The 21732-nt window shown below is 48.0% G+C and carries 17 protein-coding genes; 6 read left to right on the plus strand and 11 right to left on the minus strand.

Annotated features, from left to right (window positions below; genetic code table 11):
• Nucleotides 1-53 precede the first annotated feature (53 nt).
• Nucleotides 54-2675 (minus strand): type I DNA topoisomerase, encoded by a 2622-nt coding sequence (topA, locus tag NNX04_RS04290; RefSeq protein WP_007641057.1) that lies wholly within the window; start codon nucleotides 2673-2675, stop codon nucleotides 54-56.
• Nucleotides 2676-2998: 323 nt separating this feature from the next.
• Here topA and NNX04_RS04295 point away from each other — a divergent pair, with 323 nt between their 5' ends.
• Nucleotides 2999-3709, plus strand: a complete 711-nt coding sequence (locus NNX04_RS04295; protein WP_157152507.1) for a hypothetical protein — start codon at nucleotides 2999-3001, stop codon at nucleotides 3707-3709.
• Here NNX04_RS04295 and NNX04_RS04300 read toward each other — a convergent pair.
• Nucleotides 3699-4202 carry a hypothetical protein gene (locus tag NNX04_RS04300; protein WP_261947629.1) on the minus strand — a complete coding sequence of 168 codons (504 nt, stop codon included), beginning with the start codon at nucleotides 4200-4202 and terminating at the stop codon, nucleotides 3699-3701. The genes NNX04_RS04295 and NNX04_RS04300 overlap by 11 nt on opposite strands.
• 87 nt (nucleotides 4203-4289) lie before the next feature.
• Between NNX04_RS04300 and NNX04_RS04305 the strand changes: the two genes are divergently transcribed.
• On the plus strand, nucleotides 4290-4748 hold the full coding sequence (locus tag NNX04_RS04305; RefSeq protein WP_151057611.1) for a universal stress protein: 459 nt from the start codon (nucleotides 4290-4292) through the stop codon (nucleotides 4746-4748).
• A gap of 44 nt (nucleotides 4749-4792) precedes the next feature.
• Here NNX04_RS04305 and NNX04_RS04310 read toward each other — a convergent pair whose 3' ends face one another.
• Nucleotides 4793-6715 (minus strand): ATP-binding cassette domain-containing protein, encoded by a 1923-nt coding sequence (locus NNX04_RS04310; protein ID WP_261947630.1) that lies wholly within the window; start codon nucleotides 6713-6715, stop codon nucleotides 4793-4795.
• Between the two features lie 176 nt (nucleotides 6716-6891).
• Between NNX04_RS04310 and NNX04_RS04315 the strand changes: the two genes are divergently transcribed.
• Nucleotides 6892-8886, plus strand: a complete 1995-nt coding sequence (locus tag NNX04_RS04315) for a transglycosylase SLT domain-containing protein (protein WP_261947631.1) — start codon at nucleotides 6892-6894, stop codon at nucleotides 8884-8886.
• A 99-nt stretch (nucleotides 8887-8985) separates the two neighbouring features.
• Here NNX04_RS04315 and NNX04_RS04320 read toward each other — a convergent pair whose 3' ends face one another.
• Entirely contained in the window at nucleotides 8986-9933 is a 948-nt protein-coding gene (locus NNX04_RS04320; protein WP_261947632.1) for a chemotaxis protein CheV, read from the minus strand.
• Nucleotides 9934-10189: 256 nt separating this feature from the next.
• On the opposite strand from NNX04_RS04320, the gene NNX04_RS04325 reads away from it, so the two are divergent.
• Nucleotides 10190-11422, plus strand: coding sequence for an EAL and HDOD domain-containing protein (locus NNX04_RS04325; protein WP_261947633.1), 1233 nt, complete (start codon nucleotides 10190-10192; stop codon nucleotides 11420-11422).
• A gap of 68 nt (nucleotides 11423-11490) precedes the next feature.
• On the opposite strand, the gene NNX04_RS04330 is transcribed toward NNX04_RS04325, so the two are convergent.
• The 6 genes from NNX04_RS04330 to NNX04_RS04355 form a co-directional block, all read right to left on the minus strand.
• The gene (locus tag NNX04_RS04330; RefSeq protein WP_151057605.1) at nucleotides 11491-11739 is read right to left on the minus strand and encodes a glutaredoxin family protein; all 249 of its coding nucleotides are present in this window, start codon (nucleotides 11737-11739) and stop codon (nucleotides 11491-11493) included.
• Nucleotides 11740-11799: 60 nt separating this feature from the next.
• On the minus strand, nucleotides 11800-13101 hold the full coding sequence (locus NNX04_RS04335) for a DUF5610 domain-containing protein (RefSeq protein WP_261947634.1): 1302 nt from the start codon (nucleotides 13099-13101) through the stop codon (nucleotides 11800-11802).
• Between the two features lie 71 nt (nucleotides 13102-13172).
• A complete protein-coding gene (locus tag NNX04_RS04340) occupies nucleotides 13173-14066 on the minus strand; it encodes an FHA domain-containing protein (protein WP_261947635.1) in 894 nt (297 codons plus the stop codon).
• A 106-nt stretch (nucleotides 14067-14172) separates the two neighbouring features.
• Nucleotides 14173-14895, minus strand: coding sequence for a sensor histidine kinase (locus NNX04_RS04345; RefSeq protein WP_261947636.1), 723 nt, complete (start codon nucleotides 14893-14895; stop codon nucleotides 14173-14175).
• A 2-nt stretch (nucleotides 14896-14897) separates the two neighbouring features.
• Entirely contained in the window at nucleotides 14898-16544 is a 1647-nt protein-coding gene (locus NNX04_RS04350) for a tetratricopeptide repeat-containing response regulator (protein ID WP_261947637.1), read from the minus strand.
• An 86-nt stretch (nucleotides 16545-16630) separates the two neighbouring features.
• Complete coding sequence (locus NNX04_RS04355; protein ID WP_151057599.1) at nucleotides 16631-18412, minus strand: bifunctional diguanylate cyclase/phosphodiesterase; 1782 nt, start codon at nucleotides 18410-18412, stop codon at nucleotides 16631-16633.
• Between the two features lie 161 nt (nucleotides 18413-18573).
• Here NNX04_RS04355 and cmoA point away from each other — a divergent pair, with 161 nt between their 5' ends.
• Both cmoA and cmoB read left to right on the plus strand, forming a co-directional pair.
• Nucleotides 18574-19329, plus strand: coding sequence for a carboxy-S-adenosyl-L-methionine synthase CmoA (cmoA, locus tag NNX04_RS04360; RefSeq protein WP_261947638.1), 756 nt, complete (start codon nucleotides 18574-18576; stop codon nucleotides 19327-19329).
• A 23-nt stretch (nucleotides 19330-19352) separates the two neighbouring features.
• Nucleotides 19353-20321: a tRNA 5-methoxyuridine(34)/uridine 5-oxyacetic acid(34) synthase CmoB gene (gene cmoB, locus NNX04_RS04365; RefSeq protein ID WP_261948389.1), complete on the plus strand. Its 969-nt coding sequence runs from the start codon at nucleotides 19353-19355 to the stop codon at nucleotides 20319-20321.
• A gap of 53 nt (nucleotides 20322-20374) precedes the next feature.
• On the opposite strand, the gene traF is transcribed toward cmoB, so the two are convergent.
• Nucleotides 20375-21526: a conjugal transfer protein TraF gene (gene traF, locus NNX04_RS04370; RefSeq protein WP_261947639.1), complete on the minus strand. Its 1152-nt coding sequence runs from the start codon at nucleotides 21524-21526 to the stop codon at nucleotides 20375-20377.
• Nucleotides 21527-21732: the final 206 nt, after the last annotated feature.

The raw sequence follows: 21732 nt of genomic DNA on the forward strand, positions 1-21732 counted from the left end.
ACTGCTTTACTGGTAGTAAAAGGCAACTACCCTCAATTACCACAAGCCCTGACTCACTTCTGAACTTGCCATTTGCCATTGGCAAAAAATGCCTTCCAGCCTGTTGCCTTTCCATTTACTTCAGTTTGTACATATTGTTCTTTAGTTTTGCGGCTAAAACGAATAATTGCCTTATTGCCATCAGGATCAGCAACTGGAGCTGATAACAAGAAATGATACTTGGGATCTATGCGATCCTTATAAGGGAGAAGCTCCTCAACCAAGGGCGCACGTGTTTCACGGTTTTTGGGGAACTGGCTCGCCGCCAAAAATAAGCCAGCAGCACCGTCACGCAGCACATAGTGATCATCAACTTTCTCGCAGCGCAACTCAGGCATGACAATCGGATCCACTTTTGGTGGTGCAGCTTCCCCACTTTTCAACAACTTGCGAGTATTTTTGCACTCGCCATTAGTACAGCCGAAGTACTTGCCAAAACGCCCAGTCTTCAGCTGCATTTCGCTACCGCACTTGTCGCATTCAAGCGTAGGGCCTTCATATCCCTTCAGTCGATAGCTACCTTGCTCCACTTCGTAACCCGCACAATCCGGGTTATTGCCGCAAATATGTAACTTACGATGTTCATCCAGCAGATAGGAATCCATCGCCGAATTACACAACTTGCAGCGATGCTTGGCGCGCAACTGACGAGATTCGGCCTCTTCATCCGCATCGGCATCAATAACTTCATCACCAGACACCAAATTCATGGTGTTTTTGCAGCGCTCTTTGGGTGGTAACGCATAACCAGAGCAACCAAGGAATACACCCGTACTACCGGTACGAATCTGCATATGGCGACCACAGAGACTGCACGGAATATCGGTTTCAGTAGGATCATTAGCGCGCATACCTTTATCGGCACCGGATGCAAGCGCAAGTTTTTTACTAAACCCAGCATAAAACTCATTAAGTAATTGGCGCCAGTTTTTGCCACCTTGCGCCACTACATCGAGAGAGTCTTCCATGTTAGCGGTAAAACCGTAATCCATAAGATCATCAAAACTTTCGACCAATCGTTCCGTGACTATATCGCCCATTTTTTCGGCGTAAAACCGACGATTTTCCTGGCGTACATAACCGCGCTCTTGAATAGTAGAAATGATTGACGCGTAAGTTGATGGACGACCAATAGCGCGCTTTTCCAATTCTTTCACCAAACTGGCTTCGGTATAGCGCGCTGCAGGCTTGGTAAAGTGCTGCTGGGGATTCAACTTGATCAACGGTAATACCTGACCGACTTTCATATCAGGTAAGACAACATCTTCATCTTTTTTGGCAACCTGTGGGCTCACCTTGGTATACCCATCAAAGCGAATTACCCGTCCGCGAGTACGCAACTCATATTCACCTGCCGTGACTACCACACTCGTACTGGTGTACTCCGCCGGGGTCATTTGACAGGCAACAAATTGCTGCCAAATCAAACCATACAAGCGCTCTGCGTCGCGCTCCATACCACTCAACTGATTTGGCATAACACCAACACTGGAAGGACGAATCGCCTCATGCGCTTCCTGTGCACCGTCTTTACTTGAGTAGAGCACCGGCGCTTCAGGCAAATAACGTTTGCCAAAATTTTCAAGAATGTATTCGCGGCAGGACTCAACCGCTTCTTTACTCAGATTGGTAGAGTCAGTACGCATATAAGTGATATAGCCTGCCTCGTACAAACGCTGGGCCATCATCATGGTTTTTTTCACCCCAAAGCCCAAGCGGGTACTGGCCGCTTGCTGGAGTGTGGAGGTGATAAACGGTGCGGAGGGCTTGGATTGTGTCGGTTTGTCCTCGCGGCTGAGTACCTTGTAACTAGCACCTTGCAGGGCGGCAACAGCCGTCATTGCCTGAAGTTCATTCACAGGTTTGAACGCGTCATCGCCAAATTTTTTGACTTCGAAGCTGGCTTGTTGGTTTTTATCGGCCTGTAGATCGGCAAACAGCGTCCAGTATTCCTCTGGAATAAATGCACGAATCTCGCGTTCGCGCTCAACAACTAAACGCACCGCAACCGACTGCACGCGCCCTGCCGACAACCCGCGGGCAACCTTTTCCCACAGCAGAGGGGAAACCATATATCCCACTACGCGATCTAAAAACCGGCGGGCCTGCTGGGCATCCACCCGATTTTGATCAATTGGCCCTGGGGTTTTAAAAGCATTTTGAATCGCGGTTTTTGTAATTTCATTAAATACTACACGGCGATAGCGTGATTCATCACCACCAATTGCCTCACGCAAATGCCAGGCGATGGCCTCCCCCTCTCTATCCAAGTCGGTTGCGAGGTAGACCATGTCGGCTTTTTCGGCGAGCTTTTTCAGCTCCTCCACTACTTTTTCTTTGCCGGGCAGAATCTCGTAGGTAGCTTCCCAGTTATTCTCCGGGTCAATGCCCATTCGATTGATAAGCTGGCTTTTGCTTTTTTTGGCTTGATAGGTTGCCTTATCTTCAGCAGACATTTTGCGTGTTGCTGCGGCCTGTTTTGCACGCTCTTTGGCATCCACGGGTTTGGCACCGCCGCTGGTAGGCAAATCGCGAATATGACCAATACTGGACTTAACAATAAAATCGTTACCCAGATACTTATTAATGGTTTTCGCCTTTGCTGGCGACTCAACGATAACTAAGGATTTGCCCATAATGGTCAGAAAATTCTCTATTAAAGGAAGGCTGTGCAAACAGTTGAATTATGTGCCAAAAGATTGCAGTATCGCCGATCGGGACAGCTAAATTAGCTTGAAGGTGCGCATATATAAGACCTGCGCCGCAAGGGGTCAAGTTATAATTTCCGTGAGTGACATTAGGCGAGGTATTTTTACCGCTGCATAGGAAACCCTATCCCGCGCTGAAAAAAAGCTCTATAAATACAGTTAACTTATTGTTTTTAAAATGTTTTATTTTTAGTTATTGCATAACCATAACAGCCAATACAATCCCTGACTTTTACACCGCAGATATCCGCATGACTTTAATCGCAGTTCTTTTTGTTTTGATGATTCTGGCGCTTGTAGCGGTCAGCGTGGTCAACCGCATCCAACTTCGGCAACGGGAACGGAGGCTACAACAACGCCGATTGCGCATCCGCGCTGAAGAGTTGACCGAAGTGGTGAACTGCCTCGCAGAAACACTTCCTAACCGCATGATCACCAAACACATCAACGACATGATCGCGAGTTTGCAACAGCAAATGCTGGCGTTGGAAGAGAAAAACCCCGAGCTTTTGGAACTTGCAATTCAAAAAACAGAGGCGCACTCGGAAGAGTTACTGAGCGGCACTAACCGCCAATCAATTAGCTATCAACGCGAAAGTGATGCACAAATTGCCAAAACCCAGCTCCACTTAAACGACGCAATGCAATTGATCACCCAACTTGCCGCCCAAGGGGTAATTAATGAAGCTGAACTAAGCACATATCTGGGGGAGTTGCGCTGGGCACACTTGATGGTCGCGGTGATGTCCTACATAGGACAAGGGGATAAATCCATGGCGATTAGTGACCGCTTTTCTGCGCAGGCGTTTTACCGCAAGGCACAATATTTACTGATGGAATCCATGCACCAGGATCCACGCCGCTTAAAGATGATCAAAGAGTTGGGGGAATTGGTCGATGGCGGCCGCGACAGTCTTAGCAAGGATTTGCGCGACCCGACAAAATCAAGCGTTATGATTTAGCCTCGCGAATAAGCGCATCCAGGTTACGCAATGCTGCTATCACAGCAATTAAAACCTCCTCACCCTCTGTTTCCCGCCAAAAAATACAGGTTCCTGATTTTCCCTGAGCTATAGCTGGCACCGAATGTGGCAACGTCGACAATATTGATGTTAATTGCTCACTTACTTGCGGTATCGGGCGAGCATTACCTTGCCAATCCCACTCTTTATAGAAATTCCCTTCATGCTCGTATTCTGTGCGCATCAAGACCCAATCATCGATTGACTGCATGGTAGTTGGCGGCGGTAAAAAATAAACGGGGAGTACCGGGGGTTGCTCCATGTCTGTTTTGCGTGCGGGCAAACGTCGCATACCAAACCGTACACCTTGAGCGCTTGCTTGCATCCGTAGCTGCTCTTTGCGTTTTTGCGCCGGATTCGGACGCAACATGGAAATTGGCCCCAGCACCAGCGCAATAGTTACAACCAACAGAACAAAAAACCAGAGGTTCATATAAATCCTTGTGCGATCAAAGGGCGCAATTTTCGCCAGAGCGAACTAAACTCTTAACAGTAACAGTATTCATAGGGGGCAGGAATCATGACAGAAACAATTAGCTACAAGCATATTATTATCGGTGTCGATCTTTCCGAAGATTGCCCCGCCGTGATTCGACGCGCAGCGGGGATAGCCAACACCTGTAATGCAAAACTGACTATTGCCCATGTGCTTGAGCCTATTGCATTTGCTTACGGCGGTGATATGCCGGTCGATTTAAGCGGCGTGCAAGAACAACAAGTACAGAAAGCGGAGGCTGATTTAGCGCAATTGGCCGCATCCAGCCCCTACCCTATCCAGCAGCGCCATGTGTTAGTCGGCCAACCTGCTGCCGAGCTACATTATTTAGCGGAACAGGAATCAGCTGACTTAATTGTGGTGGGCAGTCACGGCCGCAAAGGGTTTTCACTCTTACTTGGTTCTACCCCTAATAGTGTTTTACACGGTGCGACCTGCGATGTTCTGGCCGTGCTCGTCAAAAAACAAACCAGCGATTCCTAAATAACACTATTACCTGGAACGAAAACAATGCAGCGAGAGCAATCCTACTCTTGCTGCATATCTTCAAGCTCTGCCCAGCGCTCAAAACAATCATCCAACTGCTTCTGTGCCGTTGCCAGTTCTTGCAACTTCTGTTCAACCACTGCAGCAGGTTGGCTATAGAAATCTGATGCACTGGTAATCGCAGCCAAGGCTTCCACACTGCTTTCCAAATGTTCGATTTTTTGTGGCAACTCATCAAATTCTTTTTGAAATTTGTAGCTGAGCTTTTTTATTTTCGCAGGTGCCTTCACCACTTCACTCGATACGGCAGGCTTCTGCTCGACTATCACGGGAGCTGGCGACGCTGCGGCCGGCAATTCATCAGCTTGCGTCCATTTTCCACCCTGACGTATCCAGTCGTCATAACCACCAATGTATTCGAGCACATTTCCGCGCCCTTCAAATGCAATGACACTGCTCACAATATTGTTCAAAAATGCCCGGTCATGGCTGACCAACAATAAGGTGCCAGGGTATTCGGTGAGGATATCCTCCAACAATTCCAACGTTTCTACATCGAGATCATTGGTCGGTTCATCCAATACCAACAAGTTTGCCGATTTACTAAATAATTTAGCCAGCAATACCCGGTTGCGCTCGCCACCGGAGAGTGCACGCAGCGGCGTGCGTGCGCGTTCACCGCTGAATAAGAAGTCACTCAGGTAGGAGAAAATATGTTTGGATTTGCCATCGATATCGATAAATTCACGCCCTTGAGCAATGTTATCAACGGCATTTTTATTGAGATCAAGTTGATCGCGCAGCTGGTCAAAATAGGCAATTTGCAGATTCGTGCCCAACTTAACGCTACCGGATTGCGGCTCCAACTCACCCAAAATCAGCTTGAGCAAGGTACTTTTACCCGCCCCGTTGGCTCCCACTAAACCGATACGGTCGCCGCGCATAATACGAGTGGAGAAGTTTTTTACTATGACTTTGTCACCGTAGGAATAGGAAACATCCACCAAGTCTGCGACCAACTTGCCTGAGTCACCACTGCTGGCGAGAGTAAAGTTGGCTTTACCGACAACTTCACGGCGCTCCGACCTAGTTTCACGCAATGCTTTCAAGGCTCGAACACGGCCTTCGTTGCGGGTGCGGCGCGCTTTAATGCCCTGACGAATCCACACCTCTTCCTGCGCCAATTTTTTATCAAACAATTCATTATGACGGGCTTCATCGGCCAACGCCTGTTCGCGATACACCAAAAAGCTGGTGTAATCACCTTCCCAATAGCGCAAGTGACCGCGATCCAATTCAGCAATGTGCGTTGCCAAAGCCTGTAAAAGCGAGCGGTCATGGGTGATAAAAACCAGCGCACCATTAAAATTCAGTAATTGTTTTTCCAGCCATTCAATTGCAGCAATATCCAGATGGTTAGTGGGTTCATCCAGCAAAAGTACATCCGGATCCAATACTAGCGCACGCGCCAACGCGACACGGCGACGCCAACCACCCGATAGCTCACGCATATAACGATCTGCTGGCAAGTCCAGGCGGGAGATAATTTCCTCGACTTTCTGCTGTAGCAACCACCCGTCATTGGCTTCAATTTTTTGCTGTAATTGAGTCATGCGCTCCAGTTGCGCATCGCTAATCTCGGCTGAGTGGGAAATAAAGCGGTATTCCGCCAGCAACTCACCAACGCCTTGAGCACCCGCCGCAACAGCATCAAACACCAAGCGATCATCCGCCTCGGGCAGATCCTGCTCCAGGCGCGCAACACGAATTCCGGTTTGCCTGACAACCTCTCCCTTGTCCAGATCCACCTCGCCGGCAATCACTTTCAAGAGACTGGATTTACCAGTGCCGTTACGCCCAATCAGACACAAACGCTGGCCGCGTTCGATGGTCAGATCAACACCATCAAGCAATACTTGCAGGCCATAACTTAGCCCCGCTTTTTCAATTTTAATCAAAGACATAGAAGGAATAATTCAGGTAGTTTTATAACAAAAATGATACTGGCAGAAGCACCGGTGGGCTGTTATTCTCAAAGGAGCCGCATCATATCCCAGCAGGCACACATTACCAACCCGCCACCTGCACTCGCGGACCGTCGCACGAGAATAATTGGCAAGACAAAAATTTGAGGTTCCCCATGAGGTTTTCGAAAATACTTTGGCCGCTGTCATTGAGTGCCAGCGTATTGATCGGCAGTATGACCCTGAGCATCGCCAGCACCGCATCCGCCGCCACTCCTGCCACAACCAAACAAACCGGTAAATCCGATGCCCGCCTAGTCGAACGCCAGCAATACGATCGCGCGCAAAAAGCACTGAATTCAAAAAGCATGGCCGAGTATCGGCAACTGGTTAAAAAGCTGCAGAATTATCCACTGGTTCCCTACCTTGAATACCAGGACCTAAGCGAGCGCCTGATCACCCTCCCGAAAACAGAAGTGGAAAGATTTTTTAACCGCTACCCGGATTCATTTTTGGCCGAACGTCTGACGCATCGCTGGCTGCGAACACTGGCACAACGCGAGCGCTGGACGGACTATCGCCAATTTTACGACGCGCGTTTGACCGACCCGGAACTCGCCTGTCTCAATCTACGCGCGCGCTTGGCAACCGGTGATAAAACTGCACTGGATGAAGTTGGCGCACTTTGGAATATTGAAAAAGCCCAATCCAAAGCCTGCGATCCAGTCTTTGCTGAATGGCGCAAAGCAGGACGCATGACGCCAGAGCTAATCTGGCAGCGTCACCTCAAGGTGCTCAAGGCTGGCAACAATGGCATGGCCAGTTATTTGAGCAACTTGTTACCCGCCACCGAAAAACCGCTCGCATTACTGTTGCAACAAGTCAACACAAACCCACGCTTGTTAAAACAAACATCCAAATTTGCCAAACAATCACCGCAAATGAAAACCGTAATCCTGCACGGTTTAGAAAAACTGGCGCGCACTAATGCCAAAGAGGCGCTCAGTTTGTGGCGAATTTATGATGCACAACAATTGTTCAGCGACGACGACCGCAACGCAATCAAATACCAGATTGCACTGCGCTTGCTCTATCAGGATCATGACGCAGAAGCTGAAAAATTAGTTGCCTCCACACCTAATTTAAACAGTATCGATTTGCTCGAATGGTTATTGCGCGAATCTTTGCGTAAGCAAAATTGGGAGCAAGTAAATGAATGGTTAACGCGCCTGCCTGAAGACGCACCCGCTACCGAACGCTGGCGCTACTGGCAGGCTCGCACTATGGAAGAGTTAGGGATTAAGGAAATTAACGGTGAAACACCCATGGCGATTTACAATACCGTGGCACCGGCACGCAGTTTTTATGGGTTCCTGGCAGCAGATAAAACCGGCATTAACTACCACCTCCTTGACCGCCCGGTTGTGGTTAGCGACGAACAAGTACGCGCCGTCGAAAATAGCCAGGGCATGTTGCGCGCTCGTGAATTTTTAGATCGAGGTAACCTCTCAGCCGCAACGCGCGAATTTTTTTACAGCGCGCGACGCATGAAGCCGGAACAAGCAGCAATTGCAGGGCGCCTGGCAGAGCGTTGGGGTTGGCACCGTCACGGCATTCAAGTTATGGCCGAGGCGCAACTCTGGGATGAATTACAAGTACGCTTCCCGATTGTCTATCAGGATCATGTCACTAAAGCTGCCAAACAAACCTCGGTCAATCCATTGCTGATTTTTGCTGTCGCCCGCCAGGAAAGTGCATTTATGCATGATGCTAAATCACCCGCTGGTGCAGTTGGACTCATGCAATTACTGCCGTCCACAGCAAAACAAACCGCGCAGAAAAGTGGAATGAGTTTTAATGCGCAAGATTTAATAAAACCAGATAAAAATATCGCCTTGGGCAGTCGCTATCTCGATTATTTACTGGGCGTATTTGATGGCAATCGCATTCTTGCGGCAGCAGCCTATAACGCAGGGCCTTCACGCGTGCGCCAGTGGATGAACAAAGAAAAAAATGCACAATTACCCTATGACGTATGGATTGAAACTATTCCTTTTAAGGAAACACGTGGCTATGTGCAAAATATTCTGTCGTTTTCAGTGATATATGCGTACCGTCTTGGGCAAGAAACAAAGTTTGTAACAGCGGAAGAAGCCAATCGCACACTCTAGGTGCTGTGAGAGAAACGACTTTCACTTGAAAATGTATACGCGCAAAAAGAAAGCCGCCAATTAACTTAACCGGCGGCTTTTTTATTAAATCAAAAAAAATTAATGTGACGCTTGACTTAAAAATACGCGCAATCGCTTTTGCACTACGGCAGCAAGTTCGTCCGGCTGAAATTTGGATAAAAAGTCATTGCAGCCCACTTTTTCAACCATTGCTTTATTAAAACTACCGCTAAGCGACGTGTGTAGCACCACATACAAATCGCGTAGCGCTGGGTCTTTTCGCACTTCAGCCGTTAGCCTGTAACCATCCATTTCGGGCATTTCTGCATCGGTCACTAACATAAGAATTTCATCTGTTACCTTGCGCCCGGCCGCTGACCACTGCCGCAATAAGTTCAACGCCTGCAAACCATCTTGTACCGAAAGCACTTCAATACCAATATTTCCCAAGGTCTCCACAACTTGTTTTACGGCGGTGGGTGAATCTTCGGCCAAGAGTACTTTCAATTTACGCTTACGAGCCTCTTGCGCTAAATCCGAATCCAATATGTCCGCTGAAACCCGGGTGTTGTAGGGAATAATGTCGGCAAGTACACGTTCAACATCCAGTATTTCAACTAACTGATCTTCAATGCGTGTGATTGCCGTTAAAAAATGACCGCGCCCTGTGCCTTTGGGGGGCGGCAATATCAACTCCCAATTCAGGTTAACAATACGATCAACTTCACCAATCAAAAAAGCCTGCACGGAACGATTATATTCCGCAACAATTAAGTTGGCGTTTTCCAAATCTTTAAGCGGACTCATGCCAATCGCCGCCCGTAAATCAATTACAGGCACCGCCTGCCCTCGCAAATGCGCAACACCGCGAATATGGGGATGACTGTGAGGTACGGGGCGCAACTTGGGAATTTTGACAACCTCCTGCACCTTAAACACGTTGATAGCAAAAAGTTGACGCCCGCCCAAGCGAAACATTAACAATTCCAAACGATTCTCGCCCACCAAACGAGTACGCTGATCGATGGAATCCAGTAACTTAGACATGTTGCTACCCTATAACCAAACCAGTTGAGCCGCGAGAATACGGCTGCAGTAAATACACTGCGCATTTTTAAGTGCGAATACCTTTGCAGTATAGCCAAAAATACCTGCCAAACCCGAAATAACCGAATGCCGCAAGAAAGCGCTATAACAAACACATATTGTAAGATATTCTTTTCAAGTTACACTTCAATACGAAGCAAACAGGACGTTCGGAAGCCTCACTTTAACAACAACTAGCATCCAGTCACTTCATACTATGACCGAAACCATACCGCTGCTTGCGCGCCAACCAATTTTTGATGGCAACATGAAAGTTGTTGCCTATGAATTATTGTGTCGCAATAGCGATTTAAAATTTATTGCCACCAGCGATGGCGATGCGGCCAGCTCACAAGTGCTGTTAAATGCATTCACTGAGCTATCGATTGATGAAGTGGTCGGTACGCACAAAGCATTTGTTAATTTCACCCGCGCCCTACTCAACTCGCCCCCGCCCTTTAGCCGGCAAAAATTAGTTATCGAAGTATTAGAAGGACAGCAGGTCGATGCGGCAATGCTGTTCTCCCTGAAACAATTGCACGAGCAGGGTTACACTATTGCCCTGGATGACTTTGAGTTAAGCAGTGACACTGAGGGGCTGGTTCCCTATGCAGATATAATCAAACTGGATGTACTTGCATTGTCAGCGGAAAAACTCTTGGCTCATGTCAGCCACTTGAAATCCCTAGGCATCACCTTAATCGCGGAAAAGGTAGAAACCTACGAGATGTATGAAAAGTGCAAAGCATTGGGGTTTGACCTTTTTCAAGGATATTTTTTAGCAAAACCCCGTGTTATCACCGGACGAAAAATTTCTGAAAATAAACAATCCGTATTGCAATTGTTATCAGCACTGCACGACCCCAATGCACCAATCGATAAAATAGAGCGGATGATCGCGCGCGACACGCTCTTAAGTTTTAAACTACTGCGCCTGGTGAATTCCGCCGCTTTTGGTTTATCGCGTAATGTGGAATCACTGCGTCAGGCAATTATGCTCTTGGGGCTCAATAAACTCAGGAATTGGGTTAATTTACTGGCGCTCTCAAACCTCAGCGGCAAACCACATGAATTGAGTATTACCGCCCTCACCCGTGCACGTATGTGCGAAATGATCGCAACCAAAATTAATCAGCGCTCGCGCCCGGACTCTTATTTCACCGTGGGCTTGCTTTCAACGCTAGACGCATTTTTAGATACACCGTTGGAAGAGTTATTGCGCAATTTATCCCTGAGCGAACAACTGAACCAAGCGATGCTCAAACACTCAGGCCCCGAAGGTAAGGTTCTAGCCATAGTGCAAATGCATGAACAAGGGCGCTGGCAAGATATTGATTGGGATCAACTGGATGAAATGGGGATTAATCCGGAAATTCTGGCGGAAATTTATATCGATGCATTGCGCTGGGTAGCGGAAACAATGAATACACTTGGTATAAGTGCCAATTAAAAATAACGAATCCAATTCACAAATTCAGCTACATACGCAACTGCAATAATTTTTCGAACCCCCTGCCATTAAATACTATTGCGAACCAGAAAGGCGGCGGCCTGGGCTGTATCGAACGGCCAACAGAGCTCATCGATATGAGAGGGGGATTTTAAGACAGGAATTTTTACACCGTAACGCTCAATGAGTTCATCAGACTGGGCGATATCAATCTCTTCGAGCACCAGTGAGTAGTTATTTAACAGAGGTTCAACCACCTCCCGCGCCAACTCACAGAGGTGACAACCGGGGGTGGAGTAAAGATAGATAGGCTTCATAGCTGGCATCCGCACAAAAAGTGCAGTTTACCAGCGTCTCACTTGCAAATGCCTGCTGAATTAACGCAACTCCAGGGCCAAAATTTCTTTCATAAACTCACTAAACCGACGCCCCTGAACCTGATCCTGCTCAGTTTCACCGGTTATCTTTTCAGCCATATTGGTCAGTAGTCCCGCAGGCTCGGGGAATACTGATGCACGATCCAGGCTATCGAGTAAATCGCGAATAAAGTTGCCAAGGGGCAACAAGGATTCGCGATTTAGGCCCAATTTATTGCCATTATCAGAAGCGCGCGCAGGCTCAAATACTTCGTATGCGATTTCAGCCTGAGCAAGGTTCAGCGCAAAACTACCGATTTGTTCAGAGTCATATCCCAGGTTCATTGCTTGAGTAAAAGCGCCATCCAAATCACCGGCAAAGAATTGACCAGCCAAATCATTTACCCGCCCAAGCAAATCATTGATTGCCACCAGTTCCGCTTCACTCAAGTCGCCTTCAATACTCAGTGAAAATGACTGACTTGCGCTGTAACTGGCGTTGATGGCAGTTACCGATGAGTTACCACGACCAGCCCGCCCTGCCTCTATCGCCAAACCCTCGCTGGAGGCAGCCGTGATAGTGACTTTATCACCCTCTTTGGTGGTTAACTCAAAGCTGAACTCCCGTGCGCGACCATATTCATAGTTGGCATAACCAAGGTACGAGCTAGGTGCTGGAACAAATTCGGGCACATCCAGGGTGACTGGCGCCTTGCCAGTAGCGGCTGAAGTAAGCTGCTCTTTGGCACCAGAGGTGGATTTTTCAGGCTCGGCTGATGGAGCTGTGGCCGCCTCTATGAATTTGGCTCGCAACTCATCAATACCTTCCAGCACCAAATCGTAGGTTTTATCTATATCGGTTTTAATTTCGGGGGATAAAAGGCTCAACGCTTCCAGTTTTTCACTGGCTTCTGCGAAGCCCTTTTTGAAGCCCGACAGCCCGGCTTCCAAACGCGCTTGCAGCTGTTCTTGTGTGGCGCCATCGGCTGCATCCATCTGCAACCGACGTTCGATAAAACCGAGAATATTGTTGGCCACTTTTTCGGCTGTTAGCGGTTCGAAGGCGGCGTACTCATCACTTACCACCTGCCCGCGCGAAGCCAGTTTTTCATAGGCCATCGATAGGGTTTTGTTGACCACCTGCAGCGCAGTCTGGCGCTTTTCCTCCAGCGTCATTACTTTGGCATCTGCAGCCGGGAGTGCATCCAGGTTCTGCGGATTCACAGAGCTAATGTTGGCTGGCTTGGCATTGGTTCCACTACCGGAAAGGGTATTGGGCAAGGTGCCATTTAATGAAGTGTTGTTGAGCGAGGAGATAGTCATAAATTCACCTATGTGCTGCATCGGTCTGTAGCATCACAGGTTATCGACCTGTATCTGCAAAACTTAAAGACTTATTTACGCGTTAAGATCAAGGTTGTTATAACCACAATCGCCAAAACAGCCAGCAAAATTAGCCCGAACTTACCTTTGTTAGCCTCTTCTGCAACAGGTTTGGCGGGCGCGGCGGCTGCCGAGCGGCTCACCGAGGAAGCACGGGTTGCGACCGCAGGTCGCGCAGCAGGGGACGGCTTACGCGCAGTGCTGGCGGCGGGCGAATTTGTTGGCTCAAGTGGCACAGCCTTTCGCACCGTGGTTTTGGCCATATCATCGGCTGGCCCCATGACCCCAAAGCTCAAGGCATCAAACCGCAATTCATCGCCGCGCTTGACTCTTGCTTCCGCCACGCGTTTGCCGTTAAGGAATGTTCCATTGGCAGAATCCAAATCTTTTACGAACAACATGCCATCAATAACCTGTAACTGGGCATGACGGCGCGACAAATGTGCCGCGGGCAAGCTGATATCGCACTCATTGGAGCGGCCGATAGTTGTGACATCCTTCAGTGGAAACACACGATTGGCCAGTGCGGTGTGGTTTGCCTTTAATGACCAACCCGTTGTTTTGGTCAACACTGCTTGAACACTAGCAACAGGCGCCTCTGTAGACAAACGAGCCTCGCGTTTGGGATCTATTACAACAAGCTCGACAGCACCAATACTGATGTTGTCGCCAGGCTTCAACTCACATGCACCAGTGATTTTTTGCCCATTCACAATCACCGCATGAGTAGGAACGAGGTTGCGCAACGTAAGGTGCTCGTTGTCTACCAACACTTCCATATGTACGTCACTAACCAGCGGGTCATCAATTACCAGCGCGTTGGTCGCCGAGCGACCGATTGTAATTTTGGGTTCTACCAACCATACCGCATTGTATTTATTGTCTTTAAAGCGGATTTTGAGCATAAAAATTAACCTGAAAACAAGACCGGAATGGGTATTGATAATGCAGCAGGCTTATATTGATTTCAACCGTTCAACAACTGCAGTAGCAAATGAATAAAAAAGAAGATTAAGGAAGGTGCAGCTTCAGTACACCGCCACCGAGTGGCCCGCCGTTTTCAATCGTCATATAGCCCTGCCCGCGCTTGGATTTGTGCAGCGATAATACTTTACGCGCAAATAACAAACCTAAACGGGTATTGCCGGAATTGAAAGACACCGATGCCTGGGGAGCAGGCCCTAACAACATAGTCTCCGGGTATCCCTGGCCGTCATCCGCCACACTGATACACAAATAACCATTATCTTCACTCGCACTAATCAGCAAGCGCTCACGGCAATAACGCGCACAATTGACCACCAGATTATTCAACACGCCGCCTAACAATTCACTGTCAAAGTACCACGCCAGGTCGCTGTCGCAATCGACTTCAACACCAATATCACGCGAGGTTAATAGCGCATAATTGCGCGCGATTTGCTCTTCGATGATATCGATCACATGATGCTCGTCAATTAAGATCGCAAGGGTTTTTTCGTCCATTTTATACAGTGACAAAAGCTGCACTAACTCGCCGTTAATACGCGCCGCCTCATACTCCAGAGTGGAAAATAATTTAGCTTGCTGTGCATCCTTAGGCGGCGAAGCCTCCACCATCGCAGAGAGCGTGTTTAACAACATTCCCAATGAATTTTTCATATCATGCACACTGGATGCGAGTACGAATGAAAAATCAATGGGCATCTGATCGTAATCTTGATCCGAATGCTGTGGTGTTGATCTAGGCTCCATACTCAACCTCGCTGCTGTTTTTCGTGGGCCCGAACAAGGCTATTGTAAACATCATTCAACTGTCGGTAGCGTTGAAATTGCGGATGCTGCTGGGAAATAATTGCCGTGGTTTTGGTAAAAGTTTGCTGAATTTTTTCGCTCAGTGAAACATCAAAACCGGTTTTTAATTTATCGATTAATGCCTGCACATAATTTAAACGCAACCCAACATGGTTGGGTAATTTTTGCAGCGCTGTTTTAAACGCATCTGCTGCTGCAGCAAAATCTTTAGCGTTATAGTGTGCGATGCCTTTTTTGTTGATCTCAGCCACCATCAGTTTATTTTTTTCACTGCGAGGCTCATCCAACAAGACATCCAGTTTTTGTAGCTGCTGTTCATTAGCCGCATAGCGGTGCAACAGCTCGGCAAGACACTCTTGTGCCTCATTGGTACGCCCTAGCAACCGCAGCGCACGCACCATTTCTATTTGCACTGGCAAGGCACTTTCATCTTTACTACTGCCTAATGCTGATTGTGCGCTTACCAGAGCATCCTGTGCGCGGCGTTGATCACCGGCACAAACTTGTAGCTGACTCTCCAACAACAAGGATTCCGCTTTACGCAAATTGTTTTTGCCAAATTTATCTTCCATATTAACCGCGCAAGCAACTGCATCCCGAACCAGTGGTTTGGCCAGCTCTTTGTCGATAGAAAATAAATCGATAGTGGATTGGGCGAACAGGGAATGTACATCTGCTTTATCGAAACAGGAATGTTCACCCAGTTTTACCGCTCGCTTGAGCGCATTGGCGGCAGTGAGTAAATCATTATTTTGCTGGGCGACAGCGCCGAGCTCTTGCTGGCGCAAAATAGACAGAGGTGATAGGTCTGTTGCTTTCTGCAACACCTCTTGCAACCCTTCAGTATTATTTTGCAACTTGAATAATTCAGCTTTTAAATCGTATGCCTTCATACACAGAGGGTTGGATTGCAAAATATTTTCCAACCACTGCTGCGCACCGAGCAGATCCTTTTGCGCCAAGCGGGTTTTTACCATACCCAGCTGCGCCCACTCCAATTCGCGATTATCCAATACGGTTCGATACAACTCTTCAGCGGCAGGAAGATTATTTTGTTTGAGATAAAGCTGGCCTAAAATTTTCTGACAACTATTCGTGTAACGGCTGCCTTGGGCGACCAAATCGTTACATAGCTTTATTGCCAGGGCATCATCGCCGGCTTTTTGGGCAGCCAGAACTTCCTTTAGCTCACTGCGCTGCTCAAACAAGCGATTTAACCGTTGGTCGAGTGCCTTGGGAGTGATGGGCTTGGCAAGGTAGGCGTCAGGCTCGTAATCGTAAGCCGCCATAATGATGCTTTTGCTGGATTCAGCCGATACCAGAATAAACAAACTTTCTGCACAAGGGTTATCGGTCGAGCGCAGCTCTTCCAAAACTTGCTGACCACTTTTTCCCTTGCCCAGATTGTTATCACAGAGAATTAAATCGTAATTACGTGCCTTGCAATAACGCAGCGCCTCTTCACCAGATGCAGCCGAGTCCACATTCCCTATGCCTAAATCCATCAACATTTTGTACAGCGTGCCGCGAAAATTCTCAAAATCATCGATAATCAGGGCATGCATCTTGTAAAAGCCAAGATCGGCCATTAGTCCACCTCCGCAAAGAAATCAAGCTAAGGATAGCTCAGGATTCCCCTACCGCTAGGACATAAATGGCTATTCAATCACTGAATTTACACATTATGAACCAGTGATGGTTGGCGGCGGCGCGATAAAAACAAGTTGTTACCGCCCTCTTGCTTTGCACTTTGTTTGGCATCCGCCAGCAGCTGCGATATGTGGTGATGGGTTTTGCAGTAATCCAGATCCGGCTCTACCGCACCAATCGCCAAGGTCAAGGCACCGAATTTTTGCCGGCGCCCCTGGCGATCGGTACTCCAATAATCTGTTGTTTCGGGCGGCATTAATGCTGCACTCATCTGGCTAAAATTTGCCAATATCTGCTCGCAGCGCTGCTGCCAATTGGAGCCGCAAAACACCAAAATAAAATCATCGCCACCAACATGTCCGACAAAATCCTGCTGATTGTCCACTGCCGCACAAAGAATCCGCCCGAGGTTGACAATAACTTCGTCGCCCGCACTGTAACCAAAGGCATCATTAAACGGTTTGAAATGGTTGATGTCGCAATAGGCCACCACAAAAGTTTTTTTGTGCAGCAGCAAATGATCCACCCATTCATACAGGGGGACATTGCCGGGCAATTGGGTGAGTGGATTGCTATGCCGCGCCGCGCGCAGTTTTTCTTCGGTAATCGAGCGCAGCAAATCGCGCACCTTACCGACTCCCATGTATTGATTATTTTCACTGACGATAAAATCGACACTTAAATTTTGTTGCGGATCTTCGCTGATTAACTGGCCAACGGTTTTTAAATCAGTAGTGATATCCACCATAATTGACAGTGGGCTGATAAATTCACTGATCGGTTTGTGCGCATACAATTCATGGGCAAAACGCCGCGAGAATACATTTAAAATTTCCGCGCGACTGACCATACCTAATGGTCGCCCTTGATCTACTACCGGCACGCAGGTTAAACGCACATCAGCACGAAACATTTTCACCAGTGTTTCCGCAGTCATTGAAGGAGCTACCGCAGTGCAATTCACCACAATTTCGCTGACGCGACGGGTGAAATGATCCTGATAGCGATGCGCAGAGGCGCCCGACAGCTGCACCAATTGCAGGGGCAATTCCACTGCCGGTTCGGCCAAGGGGTAGGCAATAAAATAACCTTGGGCGTAGTCCACACCCATAGTAATCAGGGTGGTGAATTCCGCCGCGGTTTCTATGCCTTCAGCAATCGCTTTGTGCCCCATACGGTGAGCGATATCGAGAATAGCGCGCACAAATTCGCGCTTAACCGGGTCTTTATCAATGCCTGAAATAAAATGGCGATCAATTTTCACATAGTCCGGGCACAGTTCACTCCACACCCGCAGACCGGCATAGCCCGCGCCCAAATCGTCCAGCGCGACCGCAAAACCCTGTCGCTGAAAATGATCCGACGCGGCGCAGAGTAAATCCAACTCATCCAGCGGCTGGCTTTCGGTTAACTCAAACACCAAGCGCTCGGCGCTGAGCCCTACCCTTTGCAAAATTTCCCGGGTCACACCATCCCGATACTGGCTATCGGTAAAGCTGATTGGGCTCATATTCAAAAACAGCTTGCCGGGTAGATTCAGCTCTGCAAAACGCTCGCAGGAAACCTCACGGCAGGCGAATTCAAGTACCGCGAGTAAACGCGACTCGCGTGCTACGGCAAACAGGCTATCGGGCTTGTGCAGGGGGCTGTCTTCCGGGCCGCGAATCAGCGCCTCATAACCAATAATGCGCGGGTTTTCCACCGCCATAATTGGCTGGAATACGGGGGTTAGCAGCTTGAACTCAATCAAGCGACGCAATTCCTTGTGCAGAAAGGATGAATTAACAACAGAGTTCTGCAGATGCATAGGGCGACAACTTTACAGCGGACGAAGGTAGGGGTACTAACCAGAATAATCGCGCCAAAAGATGACAGTTTTATGAATCGTCAAATTTGTTGTCCCCGACGTTGAGCGCTACAATGCCCGCCCCGGCAGCAACCTGCCCATTTCTTCGTCAAGCAGTTGATATGACACACAACAGCGACCACTCGCCCAAGACCAATCCAGATACGATTTACGCCAACCCGCTGGCCGAAGTCAGCCGTTTTGCATTTGATGAGCGCGTAGTGGATGTCTTTCCCGACATGATCAAACGTTCGGTTCCCGGTTACGCCACCATCATTAACATGATTGGCAATCTCGCTGAACGCTACGCACAAGCCGATAGCCATTGCTACGATCTGGGCTGCTCCTTAGGCGCGGCCACCCTCGCCATGCGCCATCGCATTCAAGCGGCTAATTGCAAAATTATTGGCGTTGATAATTCAGCCGCAATGATTGCGCGCTGCCAACAGGTAATTGCGGCTGATAGTGGCGAAGTACCCGTAGAATTAATTGAAGCTTCAATTGGCGATGTAAAAATCACCAACGCCTCCATGGCAGTACTGAATTTCACCTTGCAATTTATTGCGGTGGAAGAACGATTGCAGACCCTTAGCGCAATTTGTTCCGGGCTAAACTCAGGCGGCGTATTAATCCTCTCGGAAAAAGTCGCGTTTGATGATGAACCGCATCAACAACTTATGACTGAACTACACCATAATTTCAAACGCGCCAACGGTTATAGTGATTTGGAAATTGCGCAAAAACGTGCGGCGATTGAAAATTATTTAATTCCGGAAACACTGGATGCACATCGTCAGCGTTTGCGCTTGGCGGGATTTTCCAGTGTGGATGTTTGGTTTCAATGTTTTAATTTTGCGTCGCTGATTGCGATTAAATAACTCAAGGCTTTGTAGTGACCCAGATTAATTACGACTATTTACTTCACGCACTGGAAGATACCGCGCTGGCTGATTGGGCCAAAATACTACCAGAGCAAATTGCCGCCGGTCTCAGTGAAAAACGCTACGGTGATTTAGCTGGCTGGAAAGCCTCATTGGCTAAATTACCCGCCGTACCCAGCGAGCACATTAAATTGATGGATGCGGTGCGCATTGGTGCGAGCGATGATTGCGACGAAACCACGCGTGCAACAATTAAATCGGTTTTGCAGGAATTAATTCCCTGGCGCAAAGGCCCTTACTTTGTACACGATATCCATATCGATACCGAATGGCGCTCCGATTGGAAATGGGATCGCGTATTACCGCATTTGGCACCGCTCAAAGATCGCCTGATTCTGGATGTTGGCTGCGGCAATGGTTATCACTGCTGGCGCATGCTGGGTGCGGGCGCAAAGCGGGTAATCGGCATAGACCCATCACCACGCTTTATTGTGCAATTTCATATGATCAAACATTTTGCCGGTGCTCATCATCCGGTTGATGTATTGCCACTGGGAATTGAAGAACTACCGGAAAAATTGCACGCGTTTGATACGGTGTTTTCCATGGGCGTTTTTTATCATCGCCGCTCGCCAATGGATCACTTATTGGAATTAAAAAACACCCTGCGCCCAGGCGGACAACTGGTGCTGGAAACCTTGGTCATTGAAGGTGGCTTGGGGGATGTACTGGTGCCAGAAGGCCGTTACGGCATGATGAATAATGTGTGGTTTTTACCAAGCTGCGACACCATGCTTTCCTGGTTGCGCAAAATGGGTTACCAAAACCCGCGCGTGGTAGATATTTGCCCCACCACCACCGAAGAACAACGCGCAACAGAATGGATGCGCTTTCATTCACTGCCCGAATTTTTACACCCTGACAACTCCGCACTAACGGTTGAAGGCCACCCAGCGCCAATCAGAGCAGTGTTTGTTGCAGAAGCCTAAAAAAAATCCCCGACAAGCAATCTTGTCGGGGATTTTTTATTGCACCAAGAAAATTAGAAACGCAAACCCAAACTTAACGCAGCACCTTCAGTTTCTTCCGAGCCGGTAATATAAGCTAGGTTAAGTGCGCCTACACCTACACCAAATGAATAAGTATCATCCAACGTATTTTTGGAATCCTGCTCAATACCAGCCCGCAAACGTAACCAATCCCACGCGCTGTATTCAAGGCCAACACGCATCAACTGCACCTCGCCACCTAAACCAATTGCGGGTACCGAGTTTAAATCAGCCGCCACTTCTGCTTTGAAGTTGCCATTCACATAACCCACAGCACCGGTCATTTGACGTTCAATGGAGATGGTTTCTTCCGGGTCAATGGTTTTGTAAGTTTTGTCTTGCAAATTATTAACTACCAATCCGTAACGCATCTTGCCGGCCATATAAGTCAAGCCAAGGTCATAATTCATTGAGTCTTCTTTACGAGTATATTTATCTGCATCAAAATCATCTTCGTCGAAGTCGGCCACATTAGAAGTGTAAATAATACTTTCCACTTCAACTTTTTTCGGTTTGAACCCAACTAATAAGTGATTACCATTAGCTAGAGAAAATGCTTTGGAAAAAGAAACACCTATATCAGTAACGATTGCACCGTGACCGTTTATTGTGGACTGCAAACCTTCCTCAGCATCTTCCGGATCAAATCGTCCACCAATCGCGCTGTCGATCCTACCTAAATCAGAGTCAGCAACGTCAGGGTTTACCGAGATATACCCTTTTGAATTAATAATGAATGCCATAGAAACCAATTCGGTAGGAATTGACAAGACAAGATTTGCACCCAGAGCAACCTGAGCAGTATCACCATCAATATCCTGCAAACGTTTTTTTAAATCTTCAGCTTGGCCAATCGTAAAACTATCAGTCGCTTGAATCTCAGTGACTAAATCAGCCAATTCATCAGCCTGATCAATCAGATCATCTTTATCTGACCCCAAAGCACCGACGCTAAACAACAGCGCGAAATCATCTTTCTCTGGATTATAAGAGGCGCCCAAACTTGGATTCAGCAATACGCCTTCCGAGTAGTTACCGGTTGCATAGGCAGCACCAGACATACCTGAAAAGCTGCCGTGGAATTCACCTGCAATTGAAGGCAATGAAGCGCTTACCAATGCAATACTCAAGAGCGTTTTTTTCATTAGGATATTCCTTAGATAAGTATAAATTTTAAACAGCGCGGTAAACCCCAAGGGATCAAGTTGATCCATTTACAACGCCTGCAAGCCAGCGGGAAAACTTGCGCAAAAAATCGCCAAACCATGACTTATGTCACAGTTATTGGAAAGGATAGCAGAGAAGTATTGAGGGGCAAGGAATAACCCTGAAACGGGCTGGGTAGAAATAC

The sequence above is a fragment of the Cellvibrio sp. QJXJ genome (assembly GCF_024452345.1).
Classification (GTDB): domain Bacteria; phylum Pseudomonadota; class Gammaproteobacteria; order Pseudomonadales; family Cellvibrionaceae; genus Cellvibrio.